The following is a 13,791-nucleotide window of genomic DNA, read 5'->3' as shown; positions in this document are numbered from 1 at the left end:
CGTTTATGCGTAGTTTGTCGATCTTCACTGTCTCCGCTCTTCTGGTCGCCTCGTTCACGGTTTCTGGATGCAGTTCGGTAAAGCCGTGGGTGAAACCCTACGAGCGGGATAATCTGGCGGATCCGGTCATGAGTCTCAGCCGTCATGGCAAAGCGGACTCCTACATGCATCACGTTTACCAGTCCCGGGAATCTGCAAGGGGAGCGGAAGGTGGTTCGGGAGGTGGTTGTGGCTGCAACTGAAAGAAGACGGTTAGTGCGGTCCGCCTTCGTGTTGCTTGCTCTGCTGCTATCCGGGCATCCGGCAATTGCGGCAACCCTTCCGGTTGATAACGTGGATGTTCTCTATCACCGCTATGATGGCGGTGGCATGGTCATCGACGGTCCGTCAGTGTTGGTGCGCAAAGGTATCGGCTCTCAGGTTTCTTTGTCCGGCCAATATTATGTCGATTCCGTGTCGGCCGCGTCGGTGGATGTCCTTGCCACGGCCAGTCCCTACGAGGAAGAGCGCAACGAGTACAGCTTTGGCGTGGATTACCTGCACGATAAATCCATTCTGAGTCTGGGCTTTACCAACAGCACGGAGAACGATTACGAAGCCAATACCGTTTATTTTTCTGTCAGTCAGGAATTCTTCGGGGGTATGTCCACGGTCACTATGGGCTATGCCAGTGGCTGGGACGAGGTTGGCCGGGTTGGTAACGACTCCTTCAGCGAGGAAGCCGATCGTCGGAACTATCAGCTGGGTCTGAGCCAGGTTGTCACCCGCAACAGTCTGGTAGGCCTGGACCTTGAGGTAGTAACGGATGAGGGTTTCCTGCAGAACCCCTATCGTCAGAATCGCTACGTCGATCCCAACGATTCCACGGCGTTCCTGTACCAACCGGAACGTTATCCGGAAACCCGAACCAGCACATCCCTGGCCTTGCGTGCGCTTTACTACCTGCCTTATCGGGCGTCGATCCGGGGTGAATATCGCTATTTCTCGGATACCTGGGGCATCGATGCCCACACCGTCGAACTCGGATACGTTCACGGACTGAACCAGCATTGGACCCTTGAAGGTTCCGTTCGTTACTACAGCCAGAGCCAGGCAGATTTTTACAGCGACCTTTTTCCGTTCGAGAACTCCCAGACACACCTTGCCCGGGACAAGGAGCTTAGCTCTCTCTCTGGGACCACCCTGGCGGTAGGCGCGGTGTATGAATGGAAACAGACGTCTCTCCCCGGTATTGATCGCCTGCAGTTCAGTCTCCTGGTGGACTGGCTGAATTTTGATTATGACAACTTCCGGGATGTCACCGCAGCCGGAGACTACCTCCCCGGCGAAGAACCCCTTTATGCCTTCGATGCCTACGTAACCAGGGCGTCATTGATTCTTGAATACTGAGCACGCAGGAAGAACGACCATGGCCACTTGCTTGACCCATCGATTCACGGCTCTTTTAGCGGCATTGACTCTCGCCCTGACAGCCCCCGTATTCGCCCAGACCACTTCCGAGGCGGAGAGCGATGACACAGCTGTTGCCGAGCAGGTGGAGGCCCTCAAGAAGAAGGTGATCCGCCTGAATCGGGACCTGTTTATCCTTGAGGAGGACCTGCTGTTTCCGGCCAACACCCAGGTTGCCGTATTTCTCAGCGTGGATACCGGAAAGTTCCTGAAGCTGGACGCGGTAAAGCTGAAGGTCGACGACGAGATTGTTGCCTCTCATCTTTATACGGAGCGCCAGGTGGCTGCTCTAGAACGCGGCGGTATGCAGCGGTTGTACGTGGGCAACCTGAAAACTGGAGTCCACGAGATGACAGCGTTCATTGAAGGAATTGGGCCAGACCAGCGGCCCTACAAACAGGCCGCGTCCCTGGAATTTGAGAAGGGTACTGGTACCGCCGCTCTGGAAATCCGAGTTGAGGATCGCTCAACCAACTATCAGCCCTCCGTATCCATCGTGGAGTGGGAGTAAGCCGCGTCGTGGGATTGACAGTAAGCAAGCCGTTTCGAGGTCGCCCGATACTTTTCACGGGTGCTTGGTTATGGCTGACGATAATTGCTCCGGCCCAGGCAGAGGAGTCGCAACCTGAGCGTGCGAAGGACCTTCGGTACGGTTGGGTACTCTATGAATACCATCAGGGAAACGCCTTTGAGGCTCTGACCCAGCTGGCGGTTGCGCGTGAACAAGGCGGCATTGATGGTCATGGTGACCACCCGGCTCTGGTAGAGGGCGGGCTCATGCTGTCCTGGGGGATGACCCGTGAGGCCAGCCGGCTGTTTACGCAATTGCTGGGAGATGACGGCACGGGCAGCACTCTTTCTCCGGATGTCCGCAATCAGGCCTGGTTCTATCTGGGCAAGGTGTTTTATCTCCAGGGTGACCATGGACTGGCCAGCAAGAATCTGGAGCGCGTGGATGGCGACATACTGGCTGAGGCCAACCATGACCTGTTCCGCGAGTGGATATATCTGCGAGCCCGACTGGCCATGATGGATTCCAGGCTCGAGGAGGAATCGGAGCTGGCGTCGCTCCAAATGCAATTGGAAGACACGGATATCTGGTCCCTTTACCTCCAGTACAATTCAGCTGTTTCCGCCCTGGCTGCAGGAGACACCGTCGCGGCCGAGGCGGAACTGCAGGCACTTATCGCCGTCATTGACGAGTCTACCGACTCTGCCGAGCCAGAGACCGAACGCGAGGGACTGTTGGGCAGGGCCCGCTTGTCACTTGCCCGGCTGTATCTCAGGGCCAATCAGTTCGAGGCGGCCCTCGATGTCCTTGGTGACATGCCGTTGAACGGAATGTTCGCCGATCAGGCCCTTTTCGACTACGCCGTAGCCGCGGCCGGACAGGGCCGGCCGCGGCGAGCACTCGATGCCCTTGATACCCTCTCGAACCGGGATCTGTTTTTGCCGTGGAGGCAGCAGGTTCCGTTTGCCCGGGCCTACGTTCTTGAACAGATGAACAGGCCGCAGCGAGCATTGCCCGCCTTTGAAAAGGCAGCCGACCATTACGAGGCCCGTATCGAGGCGCTCGATAACATCCGGGATCGGCTCAGTGAAGAGACTCTGATGGCGCAGCTAGATTTCAGCCGTGATAGCGACGGGATTCTCACAGACTCCTACGGGCGACTGCGCGTGCAGCCTGTCGATTTCGGTATGGCGGAAGTGCTGGCATCGGAGACGTTCCAGCAGGCCCTTGCCGAATTGAACGAACTCTACCGGATGCAGTCTTTCGTCGCTGAGCGACAGTCCCGGTTCGAATCCTTCCGGATCATGCTGGCGACCCGAGAACAGCAGCGGCAGATTCGTATTGCTCAGACTCGTCGGGCGCTGGAAAACCAGCAGGCGGATCAGTGGCAGCTGTTACACGAGGGCTTCAGGGAGAAGATTTCCTCTGCCCTGTCAGACGGGGATGCCGGTTTCTTTATGACTTCCAGACAAAAGGCGCTCAGAGACAAGCTTGATGAGGTTGAAGAAACTCTGGCGGGCTTGCCTGACGACGCGACCACGGCTAGTCAGCGCGCGACCTATCAGAGGATGCGTGCCTACTTCGACTGGTGGATTGCGGATGACTATGGCGTGAATCGCTGGGAGGCGCAGAAACAGTTGCGGGAACTGGATCGTGAGATGGAGCACTTTCAGGCCCAGCGGCAACGGGTTGAAACGCTGATGGCCGACGACGCCCGCCACGATGAGCTGGCTCGACGCATTGTTGATAGTGAGCGGGAGCTAGCGACTCTTGGGGAAGAGGTGGCTGATGCATTGGGCAATGCCCGGCAAGCCCTTCTGAGCCAGGTAGACAGCATGCTTGTAGCCCAGCAGGAAGAGCTGAACGGTTATCTGCTGGCTTCCCGCCATGCCCAGGCGAGGTTGGCGGACCAGCTTTTCCGTGCATCGCAACGTGCAGGTGCAGGTGCCGGTGATGAGTAATTGGACGCTTGAAAAGACTGTTAAAGGGCTTGTTATTGCCGGGGCCCTTGTCATGGCCAGTGGCTGCCAGATGTTGCAGTCGATGATGCCCGCCGGCGACGAAGAAATGCACCTGGTCCGCGAGGGTACCCTGGCAGCGCTTCCGGCGATCGAAAACCGGCAAGATAGTGAAGGTATAAAGGCTGGCGGCGAGCGGGCGGGCGATGTTTCCATCGACACGGTGATGGATAGCTACAAGGCGCTTTTGCCACTCGTGGACGATCCCCGGAAGCAGGTCACCATCCGGCATCGCCTGGCCGATCTGGAGTTCCAGCGGGCGGAGCGGAAAATGGCCGATACGGCCGTCGATGAGCTTTCTGGTGCTATCGATGCCTACCAGAGGCTGCTGTCGGAATATCCAGAGCGTGAAGGCAATGATCAGATCTACTATCAGCTTGCCAGGGCCTGGGAGCTTCGGGGTGCGACGCCCCAACAGCTGGAAGCTCTGAATACCCTGGTCCGCCGTTACCCCGATTCGGAATACTGGATTGAAGCCCAGTTCCGTCGGGGGGATCTGCTGTTTATCGATGGCCGATACCAGGAAGCGGAGCAGGCGTTCGACGAGGTTACCCTCGCCAGCCAGGAACGCATGGCCGATGCCTCGTTTCTGGTGAATGCGCATTACATGAAAGGCTGGAGTCTCTTCAAACAGGCGCAATACCAGGCGGCCCTGTTCAGCTATGTAGAAGTGCTTGATCTGGTGATGCCTGAGGGGCAACCGGTGTCGGATGTAGATCAGCGGAGCCAGACCCTGATCGAGGATCTGTTCCGGGTAGTCGGGTTGTCCCTGTCTTACCTTGACGGAGCGGAAACGCTCCAGGCGCTATTCCGTCAGACTGGTGGGCGTCTTTACGAAATCCTGGTCTACGATCGCTACAGCGAGCTTTTGCTGGAGAGAGAGCAATACAGCGACGCGATCAATGTCTTTGAGGCCTACATAGAAGACCATCCGGCGAGTCCCTGGGCGCCCCGCTACCACATCCGGATTATCGACACCCTGGAGCTCGCCGGCTTCACCGGTACCATCCCTGAACGAAAGGCCGGCTTTGTCAGCCTTTACGGACTCTACAGCGATTACTGGCAGTCTGCGGGCCCCGACGTGATTGGCTTTATCGAGCAACAGCTGGAACAGCTGTTGCCGGAACTGGCTGACCGTCAGTACCTCCTGGCGGGGGAGGCCACAGATGATCAGCAGGCGGATGATCACTACCGCAAAGCCGCCAGTTATTACGCCGAATTTGCGGCTACCTTCCCGGATCACCCCCGCAGTCCTGAGCGCCTTTTCCTCCTGGGTGAGACCTACCTGGAACTGGAAGACTGGCCGTCGGCCATCGCAGCTTTTGAGCGGGTGGCCTATGACTATCCCGAGGACCAGGTGCCCGAGCGAGCAGCTGAAGCAGGGTATGCTTCGGTACTGGCCTTCCGGGAGTATGCAAAGACATGGGGCAACCAGCCCGTATCGGAACAGGTGGCCTATCAGGAGCTACAGCAGTTGAACCGACTGCGGTTTGCAAACGCGTTCCCCGGTGACCCCCGGGCACCTGCCGTGTTTTACATTGCGCTGCAGCGGGAGTTTGACCAGAACAACTGGGAAGAGACCGTCAACATGGCGGCCCGCCTTGTTATCTGGCAGCCGGCGCCTCCATCCGAGTTAACGACAGAAGCTTTGTTATTGTCTGGCCACAGTCTGTCCGAACTGGCTCGATACGCGGAGGCGGAACAGGCATACCGCGATGCCCTGGCGACGATGTCTGAAGACGATGAACGCAGAAGCGGGGTGCGTGAAAATCTGGCCGCAGCGGTCTATCGGCAGGCAGAGCAGTTGGCTGATGCCGGCAATGTGGAGGCTGCGGTCAGCGAATTCCTGAGAGTCGGTACTGCCGTTCCCGAATCCGTTTTGCGGGCAAACGCGGAATATGACGCTGCCTCCCTTCTTATGACCGCCAATCTTTGGGATCAGGCCATCAGTGTGCTTAACGGATTCCGGCGGTCTTTCCCGGACCACGAGCTGATTGACACGGTCCCGGCAAAACTGGCGTTGGCCTACCGTGAAACGGCGCAGTGGGAGCGAGCCGCGGACGAACTTCAGCGAATGGTTGCCCTGGCCAGCACGCCTGAAGAGCGAAGGGAAAACCTGTTGATTGCAGCGGAACTCTACGATCAGTCCGGGAACCGGGAAAAGGCGATCGACACCTGGCGCAGTTATGCCAACAGCCATCCGGAACCGGTGGATGTCTACATGGAAGCGGCCTATCGGCTGTCCGAGCTTTATCAGGAAGAGGGTGATACCGGAAAACGGGATTACTGGCTGCGCAAGCAGATGGAAACAGTGGATAGTAACCCGGACGCGGTGGACGACCGCATGCGCTACCTCGCTGCATCCGCCTCTGCAATCCTTGCCCGCGACGCCCTTGCCCGGTATGACAGCATTCGCCTGACGCTGCCGCTGAACCAGAGCATGACAGCAAAAACCGATGCGCTCGAGACAGCAGTGAATGCCTACCAGAAAACCGCCAGCTACGGACTCTCCTCGTTCTCGACCGAGGCCGGTTACCAGATTGCCCACATCTATGGACGGCTCGGCGCTGACCTGATGGATTCGGAGCGGCCCACCGGGTTAAGCGAACTTGAACTGGCCCAGTACGAGCTTCTGCTGGAAGAACAGGCTTACCCGTTTGAGGACAACGCCATCGATATCCACGAGCAGAACATCCGGCGAGCCCGGGAGGGCATTTTCGATGAGTGGGTCAGACGCAGCTACGAGGCCCTGAGGGTCCTGTTGCCGGGTCGTTACCGGAAAGAAGAAGTGACCTCGGGGGTTGTCTATGAACTGGATTAGGGCCTTTGGAGCCAGTCTGATAGTCATGATTGTGTTGTCCGGATGCGTGACGGCTCCGACATCGCCAGAGTCTGAGGGGGAGGCGGAGCAGGCTGTCCTTGAAGCCTCATTCAACGAGGCGGTCCAGGTCATGGAGCAGGGGAACGTTGCGGAAGCCCAGTCCCGTTTCGAGCAATTGGCCATAGCATATCCGGAGAAGGCCGGCCCCATGGCCAACCTTGGCATCATTGCTTTCCAGGAAGGAGATGCCGATTCCGCGACACAGTGGTTTGAGAGCGCGCTGGCGGTAAATCCCGAACATGTCCAGGCGTTGAATCATCTGGGCGTGATTGCCCGGAATGCCGGAGAATTCGATGAAGCGGAACGCTATTATCGGGCGGCTCTGGCCGTGGATCCGAATTACGCGCCTGCAATCCTTAATCTGGCCTTCCTGCTTGATATCTACCTGGGTAATCCTGCGGATGCGGTTGACCTCTATGAGCGTTATCAATCGGCTGCCAGCGAGCCGCATCCGAGACTGGAGGACTGGATCTTCGATGCGAAAAACAGAATCTGATGTGGAAAAGATGATATGAAACATCCCGCGCTGATCGCTCTCGCAGTTTCTGCGCTATTGCCCACGGCGCCGATGCTTTACGCCCAGGACGCCCCGGGTGTTGTAACCATCGAAGGCACACGAATCCGTGGCGATCAGGAAGTGCCCACGGTGATGTATCTGGTGCCCTGGCAGCCACCGGAAGTGGACGAGTTGCGAGCGCCGGAGGAACGCCTGATGGTTGATCAGGGCCTTCGGCCCCTGGAGCGCTACGAGTTCCAGCGGTTTATCAGGTACCACGAAGCGTTCATCAGGCAGACCCAGGCAGCAGCTGGGGAATAGAGTGTGATGCCTGTCGCATCCTGAGTGTGTCCCTGCGCAAGATTAAACAAACCCTCACACAGACTTTCGCGAACTTACCCGCACAAGGTCAGGCCGCGCATAGACTGATCTGAAAACCGGACCATGGAGTGCCCAGAAAATGATCGATACCGCCGTTCGCTTCTTCCAGGAAGGTGGCTTTTTTATGTTTCCGATCGCCGTTGTGCTGATTATCGGACTCATTGTCGCCATTGAACGTTACGTCTACCTCTCCGCCCAGAAACTGACCAACCGTCGGGACTTCAACCGCCTGCACCAGATGATTGCCAAGCGCGATCTGAAAGGCGCCCTGAATTACACCCAGGAATCCGGTAGTGCCATGTCGACCATGATCGGCTTCGGCCTCCAGCGTCTGGCCCGCCGCCAGGGTCGCGAAGAGATCGAATACGCCATGGAAGAGGGGCTGCTGGATGTGATGCCCCGGCTGGAAAAGCGCACACAGTACCTTGCAACGCTGGCCAACATCGCCACGCTGCTGGGTCTGCTTGGTACCATTATCGGTCTGATTGCCGCGTTTACCGCAGTAGCCGCGGCGGATCCGGCTCAGAAGGCGAGCCTCTTGTCCCAGAGTATTTCGGTCGCCATGAACACCACCGCTTTTGGCCTGATGTCCGCCATTCCGATGCTGCTGATCCACTCCCTGCTGCAGACCAAGACCAATGAAATCGTGGATAGCTTCGAGATGGCCGGTATCAAGGTGTTGAACCTTCTCAGCGACGGCTCTGGCAACAAATCCGCCGTTCAGCCACAGGCCCAGCATGCCGCTGGGCCGACACAGGTAGCGACTCCGGCCGGTAGCCCGGCCTGATAACCAGCCAGAAGGATGTCAGGCCATGAGACGGAAACATCGTCGCCTACAAAGTGAGGCTGATCTCGACATCACGCCTTTCATGAACCTCATGATTGTGCTGGTGCCGGTACTGCTGCTGAATATGGTGTTTGCCCACACCAGTGTTCTGGAACTCAACTTCCCGACGGGTGAAAGCTTGTCGGCGGAGCAGGCGGAAGAACTGCAGATTCAGGTCGTGATCTATGAGGATCGTCTGGTCGTTGCCGATAACCAGGGCGGCGTCATCAAGGATATTCCACAGCGTGAGGGCGAGTTTGATTTCGCTTTGCTCAAGGATGTCATGAAGGAAATCAAGAGTCGGGTGCCGGATAAAAAGGATGTGATCATCATGCCCTCCCGGCAGACGTCCTATCAGTCCCTGGTTTCTGTCATGGACACGGTACGCTCCTATGAGGCCGTGGTCGCTGGCAGTGTAGTAGAGGCAGAGCTGTTCCCGGAGATCTCGCTCGGTGACGCTCCGCCCCAGTCACCGGGATCCGCGGAGGTGAGTTCATGAAAGAATCCGCCAAAGCCCGTCGTCTGAAGCGCCATTACCGCCGCAACAAGAGCCAGGGAAAGATGAACCTGGTGTCGCTGATGGATATCTTCACCATCCTGGTGTTCTTCCTGATGGTGAACTCCTCGTCCGACGTACAGGTACTGAACCAGAACAGCACCATTAAACTGCCGGATTCCACCGCCCAGAAAGCCCCGGGCGATGTGCTGGCATTGACCGTGACCGACCGGGATATCCTGGTAAACGGTCGACTGGTGGTGAAACGCGACGCCTTCCAGACCTTTGACGGTCAGGTTGAGCCTTTCCTGAAACAGGAGCTGGACTACCAGGCCAGCCGTTCGTCGGCACCTGCATCGGATGCAGGTCGCCCCATTACCATCCTTGCGGACCGGGAGTTGCCTTACGAGTTGCTCAAGAAAATTATGTCCACCTGTGTGGACGCCGGTTATGCCAGCATTTCCCTGGCGGTTAATCAGCGTACGGAACAGGGAGCCTGACCAATATGGATTACCGGTACGGATTGCCCTGGAATCAGGAGCGAGGGGAGCGAAAGCGGCTGCTGGCGGCAGCCGTTGTGGTGGTGCCACTGTTCCTCGCATTCGCAGGCTATGTCAGCTGGATAGAACTCCCAGAGCGGGACAGGCAGGAACAGGAGGCCTTGCCGCCCCAGCTCGCCAAACTGATCATCGAGAAAAAGGAGCCGCCGAAACCGGTGCTGCCCGAGCCCGAGCCGCCGAAGCCTGAGGAAAAGCCGGTGGAGCAGGCGAAGCCTGAACCGGAGCCGGCGCCCGTACCTGAGCCGGTAGTTCCGGAACCGGAGCCGGAGCCTGAACCACAGGTAGCGGAAAAACCAGAGCCAAAGCCAGAGCCGAAGCCGAAGCCTGAAGAGGTCGCCAAAGCCCGGGAGAAGGCAAAGAATACCGGTATTCTGGCCATGGGGAACGAGCTCTCAAAACTGAGTTCCCTGGCAGATTCAGTCAAGCTCGATGGGCCGGTAGCAAAGACTGCTGAACCCATCGCGCGGAAAACCGGTGATACCCTGGCGTCGCGTGCGTCGGAGAATACCCGGAGCAGTGGCGTAAAGGAGGAGGCTCTGAACCGGGAGACTCGTCAGGTCGCGCTTGCTGAGCGCCAGCGCGCAGAAGTTGCGGAGGCAGAACGGGTTGCTGCAGTCAAAGAGGCGGCCCGCAAGGAGCAGCAGGAAACCGCTGCCCGAACCCGGAGCAAGGAAGAATTGCGTCGGACAATGGACGCCAACAAGTCCGCGATATACAGCATTTACAACCGGGAGTTGCGACGTAAGCCTTCGCTTCAGGGGAGTATCACTCCGGAGCTGGTCATAGAGCCTAATGGTGCGGTATCCAGTTGCTCAGTAGTGGAATCCACGTTGAATGAGCCGGCGCTCGAGAGCAAGATCTGTAACCGCTTGAGGCTAGTGGATTTCGGGGCGCGGCCGGGGGTCGACCAAACCAAAATCCGGTACCCGATTGAGCTGCTGTCCAGCTAGAGGGCTGGACAGCAATGTCTCTTCCTAGCGTTTCGGGGCTGCAACCGCGATCGCGAGACTTACCAATCCAGAGCCTGCAAGGGCACCAACGAAAGGCATCAGGGTTGGAATGCTGCCGGGGAAACTCGCAGCTTCCAGGCCGGCCATCAAACTTCCTCCAGAAATCCAGCCGGGCAGAATCGCCCCGAAAAGCCCTGCCAGACAGCCCAGAATCGCCGCCCGGGTGGTCATTTTCCCCCAGAGTCCCATCAATACCGGCAATACTGCTGTAGCGCACAGCAGGTCCGCGATCAGAAACAGCCGCAGCACAGAGATCCCCTGAAGCGCTACCAGAACCACTGGAATCATCAGTAGCACCGTGAACCATCGGGCGCTGACAATGGAGAGCCCCTGTTTCTCGGTAACCGCCAGGGATGCCAGCGCATTCTGCAGGGTATCCACGGACGAAGCGACCAGCGTGATGGCCAGAATAAGCGCCGGCAAAGCCAGCCAGGCCGGGGCATCGGCCAGCAAGGCAAAGAACGGAATAGGAGGATTGCCAAGGTCGGCGCCGCTCATGGCCGCCAGAATGCCAAGCCCGCCTACCACTGCGACAACGGCAATGGTGACTACACCACCCAACAGCGCGCCTTGGCTCAGGGCCTGGGTGTCCCGGGCAGACCACAAGCGTTGCCAGTATCCCTGGTGAAACAGGTTTGCAGCGGTTACTGCGATGACCAGAGTCAGCGCTACGCTCAGGGCAGCGGAGGTCGGAATATCCGGAAGTGCCGTCGGTGCCGCGTCCGGAAGTTTTCCAAGCGCCACGAAACTGACAATGCCCAACAGGCCAATCAGCAACAGGGCCTGCCATTGATCCGTGACGATACTGGCGCGCAGGCCGCCGACGGCGGTATAGATCAGCGTGGTTACGGCGACCCCAATCACCACAACGCCACCGTCGATGCCTGAAAGCAGTGACGTAATGGCGCCAATGGCGGTGAGTTCAGCGGTCAGGAAGCAGAGCATGTAGAGCACTGAAATCATCGAGACATAGCGCCTAACACCATTGCCATAACAGGCGTTGGCGAACTCACCGATGCTGCGTCCCTGGGGCAGGAAACGGCGGATGGCGGGGCCACAGAAGGCGAACACGATAAACGGCAACGCGGCACCCAGGGCATAGCCGGCCAGTGCCAGAGGACCGACCAGCGCGCCTACCTCTGGCGGTGCAAACAGGATCCAGCCGCCCATGCCCGAGGCGAGGAAAGAAAGCCCAAGGGCTTTGGCCCCCTGACTGTTCCGGGCCGTCACATAGTCATCCAGGCCGCCGTCAGCCAGACGGGCCCTGAGTCCGAGCCAGGCGAACAGGATCATGGCGACCGCAATCGCCGCAAGGGTGGTATAAAACATTGGGAGCTTCTCCGCCGTTCATCGAGCGGGCAATAGTGCCACATTGGCGAATGCGGGGCGAGATCAGGCGCCTTTGGCAATCGCAGGATTGAACAAGCGGAACAGGTTTCGCCCGTCCTGCTTCGCTCGATACATGGCGATGTCGGCACCTTGCAGCATCTCGGAGGCGGTGGTGCCATCCTGGGGGTAGAGGCTGATGCCGATGCTGGAACCGACCTTCAGGGATTCTCCGTTGATTCGGTAGGGCTGTTCATTTCTCGCAATCAAGCGTTCCGCCACCTGGTAGGCATCCTCGGGCTGTTCAAGGTCGGGTAACAGGACAATGAATTCGTCCCCACCCAATCGGGCCAGGGTATCGTCCTCACGCAGACAGCTCTGGACACGGCTTGTGAACTGGAGCAGTAATTCATCGCCGGCGGCGTGGCCAAGCCGGTCGTTCACGTTCTTGAAATGATCCAGGTCCATGAACATGACAGCCAGCAGGGAAGAGCGTCGGTGGGCATGCCGAATGGCGTGCTCCAGGCGGTCTTCCAGCAACCGGCGGTTCGGGATGCCGGTAAGCGCGTCGTAGTAGGCCAGCTGGCGGATCTGTTCCTCGTTTTTCCGGTTCTGGGTGATATCGGTGAACAGACCGGCGTAGTGGGTGGTGTTACCTTCGTTGTCGGTAATAGCGGTGATTGTCAGCAGTTCGAGGTAGAGTTCTCCGGTTTTGCGCCGGTTCCAGATTTCGCCCCGCCAATAGCCGTGGGTGACCAGGGAGTTCCACATCCGCTGGTAGAATTCGCTGTCGTGTCGCCCCGATGAAAGGATCTGTGGCGATTTGCCGACAACTTCTTCCTGACTGTAGCCGGTAAGGTGTGTGAACGCCGGGTTAACGAACTCGATGTTCACGTTCTTGTCCGTCACCATGATGCCTTCGAACGAGGACTCAATCACCCGTTCTGCCAACTGGAGAGTCTGGCGGGATTTGGCAAGGGCCTTATCCCTCTGCTCAAGGGCTTCACGTAAATCGTCAAGATACATCTGTTCGGCGCCCGCGAGCATATCGTTGTAGCCGATCAGGCCGGTAACTTCATCCTGGCTGTTAGTGACCGCCAGATGGCGGATTCGATGGTTGATCAGCAGATCCCTGGCATGAATCAACGGGTCAGACTCGCTGACCGTAAATAATGGTCGGGTGGCCAGATCAGAGGCCAACGCGTTGCCGGTGTTGCGAGCTATCAGGCGCACAATATCCCGCTCGGTGAGGATGCCCAGACCCTCGCCGTGGCAGTTCACGACGACAGCATCTGTCTGATGACGGTGCATGATCGCTGCCACCTCAGAGAGTGGTAGCGTGCCATCGGTAACCAGCGGGGGATGGGGGATCGCCGTACTTACTTCCCGCAGGCGCAGGTATGGTTCAAGCCCCTGGTTCAGCGCAAGATCAGTCTGGGAAAGAATGCCGACCGGTGTGCCGGAATCATCGACGATCAGAAAGTGGCGTTTTCCGGTTTCCCGGAAACGCAGCGCCGCTTCCCCGGCATCCATACCGTAGGAGAGCGTCAATACCGGAGAGCTCATAACCGAACTTACCGGCCGCTCGAAACTTTCTGGATTGGAAAAGTCGACAGTCAGGGCATCCCGCTCGGTCCAGATTCCAATCACCTTGTCATTCTCTGTGATCAGAATCGAACTGACGGAATTTTCAGCCATCCGCGCAGCGGCATCAGCGATTGATGTCTGCGGCGGGCAACGCAGCAAAAGACCGCTGTGCATGATGCGCGATATCGGTAGCGGCCGCCCCATGGGTTCTCCCGATTTTGTCTTGTTTTTGGTTGGACGCCGAGTTCTG

At 58.2% G+C, this 13,791-nt stretch carries 13 protein-coding genes; 11 read left to right on the top strand and 2 right to left on the bottom strand.

Annotation, left to right across the window (positions count from 1 at the left end; translation table 11 throughout):
- The first annotated feature begins 5 nt into the window (after nucleotides 1-5).
- From FMN52_RS03770 to FMN52_RS03720, 11 genes are all read left to right on the top strand, one after another.
- The gene (locus FMN52_RS03770) at nucleotides 6-242 is read left to right on the top strand and encodes a DUF4266 domain-containing protein (RefSeq protein WP_148607368.1); all 237 of its coding nucleotides are present in this window, start codon (nucleotides 6-8) and stop codon (nucleotides 240-242) included.
- Nucleotides 229-1,389, top strand: a complete 1,161-nt coding sequence (locus FMN52_RS03765) for a DUF3570 domain-containing protein (RefSeq protein ID WP_162851850.1) — start codon at nucleotides 229-231, stop codon at nucleotides 1,387-1,389. Before FMN52_RS03770 ends, FMN52_RS03765 begins: the two co-directional genes overlap by 14 nt.
- A gap of 19 nt (nucleotides 1,390-1,408) precedes the next feature.
- Nucleotides 1,409-1,960, top strand: coding sequence for an AraC family transcriptional regulator (locus FMN52_RS03760; RefSeq protein WP_148607366.1), 552 nt, complete (start codon nucleotides 1,409-1,411; stop codon nucleotides 1,958-1,960).
- An 8-nt stretch (nucleotides 1,961-1,968) separates the two neighbouring features.
- Nucleotides 1,969-3,921: a hypothetical protein gene (locus FMN52_RS03755; RefSeq protein ID WP_240339382.1), complete on the top strand. Its 1,953-nt coding sequence runs from the start codon at nucleotides 1,969-1,971 to the stop codon at nucleotides 3,919-3,921.
- On the top strand, nucleotides 3,914-6,799 hold the full coding sequence (locus FMN52_RS03750; RefSeq protein WP_148607365.1) for a tetratricopeptide repeat protein: 2,886 nt from the start codon (nucleotides 3,914-3,916) through the stop codon (nucleotides 6,797-6,799). The genes FMN52_RS03755 and FMN52_RS03750 overlap by 8 nt, the downstream gene beginning before the upstream one ends.
- Nucleotides 6,786-7,355: a tetratricopeptide repeat protein gene (locus FMN52_RS03745; RefSeq protein WP_148607364.1), complete on the top strand. Its 570-nt coding sequence runs from the start codon at nucleotides 6,786-6,788 to the stop codon at nucleotides 7,353-7,355. Before FMN52_RS03750 ends, FMN52_RS03745 begins: the two co-directional genes overlap by 14 nt.
- Nucleotides 7,356-7,370: 15 nt before the next feature.
- A complete protein-coding gene (locus FMN52_RS03740; protein ID WP_148607363.1) occupies nucleotides 7,371-7,676 on the top strand; it encodes a hypothetical protein in 306 nt (101 codons plus the stop codon).
- Nucleotides 7,677-7,815: 139 nt separating this feature from the next.
- Nucleotides 7,816-8,523 carry a MotA/TolQ/ExbB proton channel family protein gene (locus FMN52_RS03735; protein ID WP_148607362.1) on the top strand — a complete coding sequence of 236 codons (708 nt, stop codon included), beginning with the start codon at nucleotides 7,816-7,818 and terminating at the stop codon, nucleotides 8,521-8,523.
- A gap of 25 nt (nucleotides 8,524-8,548) precedes the next feature.
- Nucleotides 8,549-9,061, top strand: a complete 513-nt coding sequence (locus FMN52_RS03730) for a biopolymer transporter ExbD (protein WP_148607361.1) — start codon at nucleotides 8,549-8,551, stop codon at nucleotides 9,059-9,061.
- Nucleotides 9,058-9,558, top strand: a complete 501-nt coding sequence (locus tag FMN52_RS03725; protein WP_148607360.1) for a biopolymer transporter ExbD — start codon at nucleotides 9,058-9,060, stop codon at nucleotides 9,556-9,558. The genes FMN52_RS03730 and FMN52_RS03725 overlap by 4 nt, the downstream gene beginning before the upstream one ends.
- A gap of 5 nt (nucleotides 9,559-9,563) precedes the next feature.
- On the top strand, nucleotides 9,564-10,568 hold the full coding sequence (locus FMN52_RS03720) for an AgmX/PglI C-terminal domain-containing protein (protein ID WP_148607359.1): 1,005 nt from the start codon (nucleotides 9,564-9,566) through the stop codon (nucleotides 10,566-10,568).
- A 24-nt stretch (nucleotides 10,569-10,592) separates the two neighbouring features.
- On the opposite strand, the gene FMN52_RS03715 is transcribed toward FMN52_RS03720, so the two are convergent.
- Together FMN52_RS03715 and FMN52_RS03710 are read right to left on the bottom strand one after the other, a co-directional pair.
- Nucleotides 10,593-11,957 carry a sodium:solute symporter gene (locus tag FMN52_RS03715; RefSeq protein WP_148607358.1) on the bottom strand — a complete coding sequence of 455 codons (1,365 nt, stop codon included), beginning with the start codon at nucleotides 11,955-11,957 and terminating at the stop codon, nucleotides 10,593-10,595.
- A gap of 63 nt (nucleotides 11,958-12,020) precedes the next feature.
- The gene (locus tag FMN52_RS03710; protein WP_148607357.1) at nucleotides 12,021-13,745 is read right to left on the bottom strand and encodes a diguanylate cyclase; all 1,725 of its coding nucleotides are present in this window, start codon (nucleotides 13,743-13,745) and stop codon (nucleotides 12,021-12,023) included.
- Nucleotides 13,746-13,791 lie beyond the last annotated feature (46 nt).

Source organism: Marinobacter sp. BW6, from assembly GCF_008107725.1.
Taxonomy (GTDB): domain Bacteria; phylum Pseudomonadota; class Gammaproteobacteria; order Pseudomonadales; family Oleiphilaceae; genus Marinobacter.
This window is presented reverse-complemented; position numbering and strand designations above follow the sequence as displayed.

Excerpts from the sequence above, each read along its gene's own strand:
- FMN52_RS03770 (WP_148607368.1), top strand. The coding sequence starts at position 6 with ATGCGTAGTTTGTCGATCTTCACTGTCTCCGCTCTTCTGGTCGCCTCG.
- FMN52_RS03760 (WP_148607366.1), top strand. The coding sequence starts at position 1,409 with ATGGCCACTTGCTTGACCCATCGATTCACGGCTCTTTTAGCGGCATTG.
- FMN52_RS03750 (WP_148607365.1), top strand. The coding sequence starts at position 3,914 with ATGAGTAATTGGACGCTTGAAAAGACTGTTAAAGGGCTTGTTATTGCC.
- FMN52_RS03745 (WP_148607364.1), top strand. The coding sequence starts at position 6,786 with ATGAACTGGATTAGGGCCTTTGGAGCCAGTCTGATAGTCATGATTGTG.
- FMN52_RS03740 (WP_148607363.1), top strand. The coding sequence starts at position 7,371 with ATGAAACATCCCGCGCTGATCGCTCTCGCAGTTTCTGCGCTATTGCCC.
- FMN52_RS03735 (WP_148607362.1), top strand. The coding sequence starts at position 7,816 with ATGATCGATACCGCCGTTCGCTTCTTCCAGGAAGGTGGCTTTTTTATG.
- FMN52_RS03730 (WP_148607361.1), top strand. The coding sequence starts at position 8,549 with ATGAGACGGAAACATCGTCGCCTACAAAGTGAGGCTGATCTCGACATC.
- FMN52_RS03725 (WP_148607360.1), top strand. The coding sequence starts at position 9,058 with ATGAAAGAATCCGCCAAAGCCCGTCGTCTGAAGCGCCATTACCGCCGC.
- FMN52_RS03720 (WP_148607359.1), top strand. The coding sequence starts at position 9,564 with ATGGATTACCGGTACGGATTGCCCTGGAATCAGGAGCGAGGGGAGCGA.
- FMN52_RS03715 (WP_148607358.1), bottom strand. The coding sequence starts at position 11,957 with ATGTTTTATACCACCCTTGCGGCGATTGCGGTCGCCATGATCCTGTTC.
- FMN52_RS03710 (WP_148607357.1), bottom strand. The coding sequence starts at position 13,745 with ATGGGGCGGCCGCTACCGATATCGCGCATCATGCACAGCGGTCTTTTG.